Here is a 7,526-nt window from a genome sequence, read left to right as displayed (position 1 = left end):
GTCGTCATGGCGACGACATTGTCGTCGTCGTGACGACGCGTCCGGGGGGTGCTGTTTAGGTAAGCGGGCCCTGGTCCCGTTTCCTAAAGGGGGGCGGACAAGATAAGCAGGAAAGGGGCAACGGGTAGATCAGTCCCCTCCATCGCCGTCATCACCGCTCCAGCTCCCGCCGCTGCCAGTCTCGGACGCGCGGCGGCGGCGGTAGTTCTCCCAGCGGGCCTTCTCGAGGTGCTTCCAGGTCTCCTTGCTGATGTGCTTCGGACGCTGGAGCGGGGGCGGAGGCTTCGACCTCGAACATGCTGGAAATCGATTCGACGTTGTTGATCAGGGCGATGATGATCGCCATGCCTAGTGCGGCGTTGGCGGCCTTTCCTGCGGCGCTGACCAGGGAGTTTCGGTTGGGGCCGAAAGGTGTTGACGAGTAATTATGACCCAAGAGAAGATGGGATAGCGGAAGCAGGAGTAGTCCGTGAATTTCTATCTGGTAGTCCAGTAATGTAGCGCGCACACAAAAGCCAACAACTCCCACTTAAAAAAGCATTGCAAACAATGAAAGAATGGAAATGAAAAAAAGCATCGGCCTCACAGTGGCGCTCATGGTGTCGATTCTCCTTACCCCGGGGGCGGCCGTGGCGGATGCCCGATCTGCGTCCACGTGGATTAATCCGGATCAGGTGCTGGCGACGAGCAATAAAGGCACCGGAGATGCTCGAGTAACAAGCGTCGGCACCGTCCAGGTTCGCTTTGGCAGGCACAGCAATGGTCGGGTCTACGGCTGGGGACGCGCATTGAACTCCGGCAACAGGTTCCTTGTCTTCGAGGTTGACACCAACGGCGATCGGCGATTCGATCTGAGTTCCGAGGAGCACATCCAGAGTCGACCGAACGTGTGGACTAGTGGTTTCCAAACGAGTTCCTCGTCGAACGTGGCTTTCAGGGCATGCATTACCCCCTGGGAAGGCCAGATATGCGAAAATTACCCCGAGACACGAACCGGCTGGTGGTGAATCGTGCTGTCCCCCGCAAACTCACGCAAGTACCGAACGGACGGTCAAACGCCAGTCAACATCTGGACATAAGAGACAGAACCCCAGTGCCACCATCCTAGGCCTTCGCGTTCAGAGAGATACCCTAGGGATATTTTGGGAGAAAAGCTCGAATGACTAATAAATTCAGAGGAATTGGCCTAACCTCAGGTAGAATACTGGCAGCTTCTGCTGTACTGCTGTCCGTGCTTCCCGGCACCGCGCACTCTGGCGAGACACCGGGAGAAGAGCACTGCGTGACCGTCCTGGAAGAGTTGCAGCCTGGGGAGACTGTCTCACAGGTCGCATTCTCTGAATGCTACCCAAGCGCCAGAGAGGCCACGGAAGCCCCAACCAACCAAGCGACTATCCTTATGACATGGTACGCCAACTCACGCTTCCAGGGCCCGCTGCACCACGTCTATGGGAATTGGGGACCCTGCGATAGAAACGGGTACGGATTCTCGAACCTGCACGAGTGGAACAACAGGATCAACTCGTTCCAGGTCTTCAATCGGTGCACTCACATAAGAGCCCATGCGAACACAAATTACTCGGGCACCCATCAGGACTTCCTCGGAAATACCAGCTTCGTCGGCCACGCCATGATTGAGAATATCGAGTCCTTTCGCATCTGGGCGGGCTGACAAAAAATATACTGCGCAGGCATCACGGGGGAAGTCGAAATCTCATCAAGAAAGACCGGGAACTTCCCCATCCAGAATTTAGTGCTCTTGGCCTCTCCCTGTAAATGGAGAGGCCAAGAGCAACGCTGTTTAGCACGCAACGGACAGTTGCCAATGATGATCCATCCCGAAGAGCTCAGGCGCCCCTGAGTCGTGGGTGGGGTCGGGAGTGTTCACGGGCGGGGCATCAGGGCGGTGGCCACCGGCAGGGCGGCCCGGCCGCGCTCGCTCACCCGGCGCCCCTCGGGGAAGTCGAGCAGGCCCGCACCGGCGAGCCTCTTCAGCGCTGTCTTGGAGAGGTACTTCAGCGGGATCTGTCCGCCGTGGCGGTCGATCGCCTCCCAGAAGATCCCGATGACGTCGTGGCCCACCGCGAGCATCCTGGGGTCCGAGTAGGAATGGAACGGTGAGTCCCGGCAACTACCCGTTACCAGTGCGGTCAGCGCTACTTGGCACTTCCTGACACGCTCCTTACCGACAGGCCCACGACGTCGCCTCCGAGGTCGGCGGCGACGTCGTCCGCGGTCTCCTCCTCGACCACAGCGACCGGTACCTGTGGCTGCACGACCACGACCAGGAGGACACCGGTCACGCCCGCCCCTGGCGGATGAGGCTGTCCACGATCACCGCTCTGAGGCGGGGCCCGACCCGCCGCGCTGGTCGTGGGTGGCCGTGGAACAGCACCGCCGCGAGCGCCTGTGAATCCAGCCTCCGCCCCGGAACGTGTCTGGGGCGGAGGCTTCCTTTGGGTGCGGCAGGGATGCTTGGCCTTGCCCTGTGCGCCTCCTCTCAAGGGGAGGCGGGGCAGTCGGTTCAGCGCGCTGTCTGCCCGGACTGGTGCTCAGGTAGGTTCGCGACGGCCGCCCGCCATGACTTGGGAATTATGCATTTACACGCGAATGCACGCCCGTGCCATTGGGTTGGGGACAGCGACGAAATTCCATTTCGCATGAGTTCCCATGCAAAAAGTCTGCATACCAGAAGGGTTGGGCAGGGAAACCGTGCCGCCGGCACAGACCAACGTAGGAGCGGTCGCACACTGCCTTGATCCATTGGAAACAGGGCCACTGGCGTTACTGAGAACCGCATAAAGATCATGCGTGTTGTAGGCGTCGCTGCACCGCGTTCTTCCCCAACCGCCGACAATCGATCCCCCCGAGGCTTCGTAGACTCGCGCCTCTACCCTGCATCGGGATCCCGTGCTCGTCGTCACATAGGGCGAATAGACCATCTCGGAGGCTAACTGCACGGCCGCGCCCTCGCCTTGCTGGTGGGCGCTGACGTTGAGGTTCTCCGCGTGTATTCCTGCATCAGAAGAATCCTGTGCATATTCTGACGAGGCCATTCTCTGCCCCGCGATCTCGCTCGAAGCCAGCTCCACTGTGGCTGTCTGATCCGAGAACCCCGCACTCAAGAAGCTTTCACCGGCGACGGCAGGCGCCGCTGCCAGTGTCAGCCCAAGCAGGAAGAAGCAGCTCACGACCAGTGACCACGGTCCATATTTCCTTCGCTTTATCATCTTTCTCCTGTCCCATTAAGTTTTTTCTTATCCAGAAGGCGCCCGGCCGGAGCGGCAAGGCGGGAAAAACAGCCGGTCTTGCAATATCAAGGAGATCGCACGAAGAGGCTTCTCCTCCGATTCCCATTTTCCACACAAGCAGGCTAAAGGGTCCTAAGTAGGAAGTACTGGAGGGCCCGATACAAGGACCTCCAAGAGATTGGAGCAACGAGACCACGAGAGTAAAACCGGAAGGCATGCCCAATCACCGATATCTCAGGTTATTCGCACTCCGTGGAGCACTGCAACAAGTTTCGGCCATGGACGAAAGGGCCAGTTCAGGGGGATATCCCTCGACTCGCATCCGGGCGCAGGGATCGCCTGCCGTCAGCTGCCAGCCAGTCTCAGGGTCATTAACAGCGTCTGGAATCGAATCGCCCTTTTATCGTTAGGCGGTCGACACTAATCAGCAGGGAAGGTCAACCGAACCCCGACGCGGAGCACCCACCGCACCGCCCCTAGTCTTCGCCCCCGCCGCCAAGAGCGGGCCCGGGGTCGGCAGCCGGGTTCCGGGGGAGCCGCGCGAGATCGGCGAGCCGGTCCCGGACAAGGCCTGCTGCTCCCGAACGCCCGACAACAGGACAAGTAACCCGCGAGTAGCTTCGCATTCCAGAGGTGCGGTTTAGGTAGTACACGTTCCGACTCGAATGCTCCCCGCGCCGGCGGCCACCGCCGCCGGGGCGCCCGTCTTCCTAAACGTCACCGCCGATAAGTGAACCTTATCGGCGGTCAGGCAACCTGGGTTGACGGATCCGGGCACGAGGCAGCCCCCGGGCAACGGGGCGTTGCACGAGGGCTGCCGTGATCTCAGCGTGACCTTTGACTAGCAGTCGACGAGGCCGTCGAATCTGCCGGGATAGCCCCAGCTGTAGTTTTGGGTGTAACCAGAGGGGATCGTGGTACAGGGGAGATCGGTCGCGTAGGCGAGCACGACCTTGACACGCACGCTGGAGCTGCAGTCGTTGGTCACGGCCAGGGTGTCCCTCCACCCACTGTCGTCGAGGTCGGTCTCAACGCAGTCGGGGACCGCCGCAGCGGTCTGCGGAGCCGCCTCGGCAGCAGCAGGGGTGGACCAAACCAGAAGCCCGGCCGCCGCCAGCGCACTGGCGGCTATCGCTGAAGTTGTCTTCCCAAGCATGGCAAAAACTCCTTGTGTCAAAGGTAAATATGACGAGGACAGCATGCGCGCCATGGTCGGAGCAGCCAAGGCCCCGTGGGCGTCCACGTGTGGCCATGACCGGGCGCGGTGCTGCCACGCAGCCCAGGGGGCCAGGCGCGGTCCTGGCCGCAGGCGGTCGCGCACGGGCTATTGACGGGAGGACGATTCGCCTCTTCTCGCCCCGGCCTACTTTGCGGCCCTGGATCATCGAGCGGTTCCGAACCTCGAAATCGTCCATCGCACCCCTCCAGAGGTGGGGTGTTGCAACGACTGCTAGAACTCAAGGTCCGTTGCGCGGGGGCTTCCGTGATCTGGTCGTGACCTGAGATGGGGGTCTGGCGCTACATCCTGGAGCGGTCCTCCTCGACCCCCTACCTTGCCCCTCGCCGGAGCTTCGGGAGAAGCGGGCCTACTTGGTTTGCCTCTTAGGCACCCGGCCGCCGGGCCCCGCAGGCCCAGCAGTACGGGCCACCCCGGGGGTTCCACTCCTTGCATCGCGAGCACGTGTATCGCAGGAGGGGGTCTACGAGGCGGCGGATCCAGCTACCGTGACGGCCATGGCTACCCAGCACGAGCTCTCCCAGCGTCATCCGGACGTCGTCTTCACCAGCCTGCCACCCGGCGCCCACGGGGCCGGGGCGATCTGGAGGATCTCCCCGATCGGGACGACGGCACCGACCATGTGGGCGTACACCGACGAGCAGGCGGAGCGGTACGCGCGGGTCGTGGCGCGCGTGTCCTCCTGATGCCGGGCCGGTACATCTAGGGGCGCCTGAGCAGCCGGCGGACCTCGGTCTCGCTGAACCGGCGGTGTCCGCCGGGGGTGCGGATCGAGGCGAGACGCCCCTGGTGCGCCCAGCATGTGACGGTCTTGGGGTCCACCCGGAACAGGCGTGCGACCTCAGCGGGGGTGAGCAGGGCGCCCGGGGCGCCCATGCGATCGTTTGTCACCGGCTCTCTTCCTGTTTGTTTTGCCAGTGCATGTAGTCGCCCTGGCGATCGACGGCCTCCTGCTCCTCCTCGGTGAGCGGAGCATCCTCAGCGTCGGGGCCACAGCTGCTCACGGTGCTCTCCTGAAGGTGCGGGAACGGCCGGCGCAACACGGGGGCGCCGGCGGGGAAGGGGACCACCGGCGGTGGTAGGCGCGGGGTCGCGGGTGGTGCGCGGCGCGCTGAGCCGGGCGAACTCGACCAGGGTCACGGCGTGCCCGCCCGGACCTGCTGCCCCCACGGGCCCGGGGCGAGCAGCCTCTCCTCCAGAGCGCCGGCGCTCTCCTCCATCAGCGTCGGCTCGACCCCGGCGACCAGGGCGCTGGCCATCCAGTACCGGGGGGTGCGCCACACCCGCCACCGCCCCACGTGCTCCTCTTGGAGCCGCTCGAGCTCGTGCGCCTCCAGGGCGAGCAGGAGATCAGCGGTGGTGGGCGCACACACGACCGCCTCCCCACAGGTGGCCCGCCAGTGACCGTGCGCAGCACCCTCCCGGTCACGGCTGATCTCCCACGCGGGGTGGTCGGCCGCAAGAACCTCGATCACGGACGGATGGGCATGCCACGCCGCACGATCACCCGCGCGCTGGTCGGTCATCATCACTCACCTCGGAGGTTGGGGTGAGAAAGACGCTAGGACCGATCACACCAGGGGGAGGGCACAGAATGTGCCCCCTGACTCACCCGGTTAGCAGTCCCATCTTGTCGGCCAGTTCAGACGCTCGCCACTGGCGACGCCCGTCCCGCTCGTCCAGCTCCTCCAGAACGATCCGGCGTGCGTACCCGTTGTAGCGAATGGTCTCTGGAGCAGCTTCGTTCGCCACCTCCAGGACCGAGAGAGCAACATCTGGCTGTGCGTCGAGGTAGTAGGCACGGGCCTGCTCGATCTCATGCCGCGCCCGCCTCGGCCGTGACGGGATCGCCAACGACACAGCACGGTCGGCTTGCCGGACCGATTCCCCCCCCGCACGCAACTCCACGGCGATCGTGACCGCGTGAGCGCCCATAATGGCCCGCGAGAAGCTGGTGACCGGGTGGTAGTACATGGCGGGAAGCCGTTCGGCGACAGAGTTAGCGGCATCCCATCGTCCCCACGCAGTCCCGATCTCGCCGCGCCGCGCGGCGGTGTAGCCGCCCTCGAACAGCAGAGCACCGCGGATCGCCGCGACGGGGGTGGTTGTTCCGTCCGCATGTCGGTCCAGCAGTTCCAGGGTTTGCGAGGTGACCGCATCTGCGGCGTCCCAGTCTCCGGAATCCCTGTGTGCTTGGGCCATGAGCCAAGCCGCGACACCGATCGCGTGCAGGTCTCCGGAGTCCTGAGCGGCGACCATGCCACGCTCGGTAACCCGCCAGAGCAGGTCTTGTGCAGGTTGGTAGGCGATGAAGAACTGCGAGAGCGCGTAGACCTCGGCAAGTACGGCTTGTGCCGCGCGGCGCTCAGCACGGGAGTCGGTCTGGTGGGCGGCCAACTGGGAGTCCTCGATCAGAGCGGGGAGGAGCTGTCCGAGGACCTCTCGGTGATGGGGGCTGCTGTGCCTCGTCGCCCAGGCTCGATCGAGTCGTGCGCGCAGGTGCGCCACAGGAGACGCGGAGCGACTGGTGAGCGCGGGCATCGCGTTGAGGGCGGAGCGCACAGCGGGTAGCCGTGCGTGGCCGGGACCGGTGAACAGGCTGGTGGGCATGGACTGGTCACCGGTGAGTTGCGCAAGGTCGCGCATACGCAGGGCCTCAGCAAGACGTAGCAGTAGCGAGAGCTTGGGTGTCTGGAGGCGTCCAGTCTCCACAGCTTTCACCCACGAACCGGACTTACCGACGAGCCCGGCGAGAACGTCGCGGGTCATACCGCGCCGTGTCCGCTGGATCTTCAGCCGCTGCCCGAAGGCGAGTCCTGTGTCGTCGGGCGCGGGGGCAGGCTCGGGCATATCTGGCCTCGCCTTCCTGAGTTGGTCACGCTCCTCAGCGTAGGGCGAGGCCCTCCTCGTGTCAGGAGTGTCGGTCTCCTGCCCCTGAAGGCCTCAAGGGTCTTCGCCGGCCGTGGCACAACTCCGGGAACGACATCACCTTGGTGTACAACCGACTCACCCAGCCGTGCACCGCGGGCAAGAATCAC

The 7,526-nt window shown here is 63.8% G+C and carries 9 protein-coding genes; 2 read left to right on the top strand and 7 right to left on the bottom strand.

Annotated elements, in window-relative coordinates:
- Window positions 1-151 precede the first annotated feature (151 nt).
- A complete protein-coding gene (locus tag ACWGL3_RS15165) occupies window positions 152-346 on the bottom strand; it encodes a hypothetical protein (RefSeq protein WP_267950605.1) in 195 nt (64 codons plus the stop codon).
- A 211-nt stretch (window positions 347-557) separates the two neighbouring features.
- On the opposite strand from ACWGL3_RS15165, the gene ACWGL3_RS15160 reads away from it, so the two are divergent.
- Window positions 558-1,007: a hypothetical protein gene (locus ACWGL3_RS15160; protein WP_267950604.1), complete on the top strand. Its 450-nt coding sequence runs from the start codon at window positions 558-560 to the stop codon at window positions 1,005-1,007.
- 877 nt (window positions 1,008-1,884) lie between these two features.
- Here the strand turns inward: ACWGL3_RS15160 and ACWGL3_RS15155 are convergent.
- The 3 genes from ACWGL3_RS15155 to ACWGL3_RS15145 all read right to left on the bottom strand — a co-directional run bounded on the left by ACWGL3_RS15155 (window position 1,885) and on the right by ACWGL3_RS15145 (window position 4,407).
- Window positions 1,885-2,082 (bottom strand): hypothetical protein, encoded by a 198-nt coding sequence (locus tag ACWGL3_RS15155; protein ID WP_267950603.1) that lies wholly within the window; start codon window positions 2,080-2,082, stop codon window positions 1,885-1,887.
- 74 nt (window positions 2,083-2,156) lie between these two features.
- Complete coding sequence (locus tag ACWGL3_RS15150) at window positions 2,157-2,303, bottom strand: hypothetical protein (RefSeq protein WP_267950602.1); 147 nt, start codon at window positions 2,301-2,303, stop codon at window positions 2,157-2,159.
- Between the two features lie 1,789 nt (window positions 2,304-4,092).
- Entirely contained in the window at window positions 4,093-4,407 is a 315-nt protein-coding gene (locus ACWGL3_RS15145) for a hypothetical protein (RefSeq protein WP_452461429.1), read from the bottom strand.
- Between the two features lie 578 nt (window positions 4,408-4,985).
- Here ACWGL3_RS15145 and ACWGL3_RS15140 point away from each other — a divergent pair.
- Window positions 4,986-5,174 (top strand): hypothetical protein, encoded by a 189-nt coding sequence (locus ACWGL3_RS15140; RefSeq protein ID WP_452461428.1) that lies wholly within the window; start codon window positions 4,986-4,988, stop codon window positions 5,172-5,174.
- Window positions 5,175-5,190: 16 nt separating this feature from the next.
- Here ACWGL3_RS15140 and ACWGL3_RS15135 read toward each other — a convergent pair whose 3' ends face one another.
- The 3 genes from ACWGL3_RS15135 to ACWGL3_RS15125 all read right to left on the bottom strand — a co-directional run bounded on the left by ACWGL3_RS15135 (window position 5,191) and on the right by ACWGL3_RS15125 (window position 7,338).
- Entirely contained in the window at window positions 5,191-5,364 is a 174-nt protein-coding gene (locus ACWGL3_RS15135; protein WP_452461430.1) for a BldC family transcriptional regulator, read from the bottom strand.
- 260 nt (window positions 5,365-5,624) lie between these two features.
- Window positions 5,625-5,963 (bottom strand): hypothetical protein, encoded by a 339-nt coding sequence (locus ACWGL3_RS15130; RefSeq protein ID WP_452461427.1) that lies wholly within the window; start codon window positions 5,961-5,963, stop codon window positions 5,625-5,627.
- Between the two features lie 133 nt (window positions 5,964-6,096).
- Window positions 6,097-7,338 carry a helix-turn-helix domain-containing protein gene (locus ACWGL3_RS15125; RefSeq protein ID WP_452461426.1) on the bottom strand — a complete coding sequence of 414 codons (1,242 nt, stop codon included), beginning with the start codon at window positions 7,336-7,338 and terminating at the stop codon, window positions 6,097-6,099.
- Window positions 7,339-7,526: the final 188 nt, after the last annotated feature.

This window comes from Nocardiopsis sp. NPDC055824 (assembly GCF_053616335.1).
Note: the sequence above shows the minus strand (reverse complement) of the source record. Positions and strands in the feature narration are given on the sequence as shown.

Bases quoted from the DNA above. Each gene is read 5' to 3' on its own strand.
- ACWGL3_RS15165 (WP_267950605.1), bottom strand. From the start codon at position 346: ATGGCGATCATCATCGCCCTGATCAACAACGTCGAATCGATTTCCAGC.
- ACWGL3_RS15160 (WP_267950604.1), top strand. From the start codon at position 558: ATGGAAATGAAAAAAAGCATCGGCCTCACAGTGGCGCTCATGGTGTCG.
- ACWGL3_RS15145 (WP_452461429.1), bottom strand. From the start codon at position 4,407: ATGCTTGGGAAGACAACTTCAGCGATAGCCGCCAGTGCGCTGGCGGCG.
- ACWGL3_RS15140 (WP_452461428.1), top strand. From the start codon at position 4,986: ATGGCTACCCAGCACGAGCTCTCCCAGCGTCATCCGGACGTCGTCTTC.
- ACWGL3_RS15135 (WP_452461430.1), bottom strand. From the start codon at position 5,364: ATGGGCGCCCCGGGCGCCCTGCTCACCCCCGCTGAGGTCGCACGCCTG.
- ACWGL3_RS15125 (WP_452461426.1), bottom strand. From the start codon at position 7,338: ATGCCCGAGCCTGCCCCCGCGCCCGACGACACAGGACTCGCCTTCGGG.